This window comes from Streptococcus sp. OH4692_COT-348 (assembly GCF_003859975.1).
GTDB lineage: Bacteria > Bacillota > Bacilli > Lactobacillales > Streptococcaceae > Streptococcus.
In genome coordinates this window covers 1-351 of record NZ_RQZB01000068.1, presented here as the reverse complement: position 1 = coordinate 351, position 351 = coordinate 1, and the positions used below count along the sequence as shown (strand labels likewise).

Sequence of the window (351 nt, the reverse complement as noted above, 5' to 3'; positions counted from 1 at the left end):
GTTCTAGCTTTGAGTTCGATACTGACGGTAAAGGGCTTAAAGAACTTGTCGAATTATGGCAGAAAGAAATTTAATGAGCTGAAAGGACTGTAAATGATTTTAAAACATGCAATTAGATACTTAGAGCTAACTGGTTCAGACTTTATTACAGATTTAAAAGACTTTGCAGACTTACAAAATTCTTTTGTCGCTGGATATATTCCTGATGACTTTACAGAGCAAATGGAGAGCTTTACAGACAAGTTATTGATACTTTGGGTAGATTGTAACGGAGGACTGCAAAACGCCTTAGATGATAAAACAGAGCTTCCTACAACTAACGAGTTAATCAATATCTTCTGTAAAACTGTT

At 34.8% G+C, this 351-nt stretch carries 2 pseudogenes; both read left to right on the top strand.

Going from position 1 to position 351, the window contains the following annotated elements:
- Positions 1-74 (top strand): annotated as a pseudogene (locus EII37_RS11570) (hypothetical protein); the annotation flags it as partial.
- 19 nt (positions 75-93) lie between these two features.
- A pseudogene (locus EII37_RS10935) lies at positions 94-351 on the top strand (hypothetical protein); the annotation flags it as partial.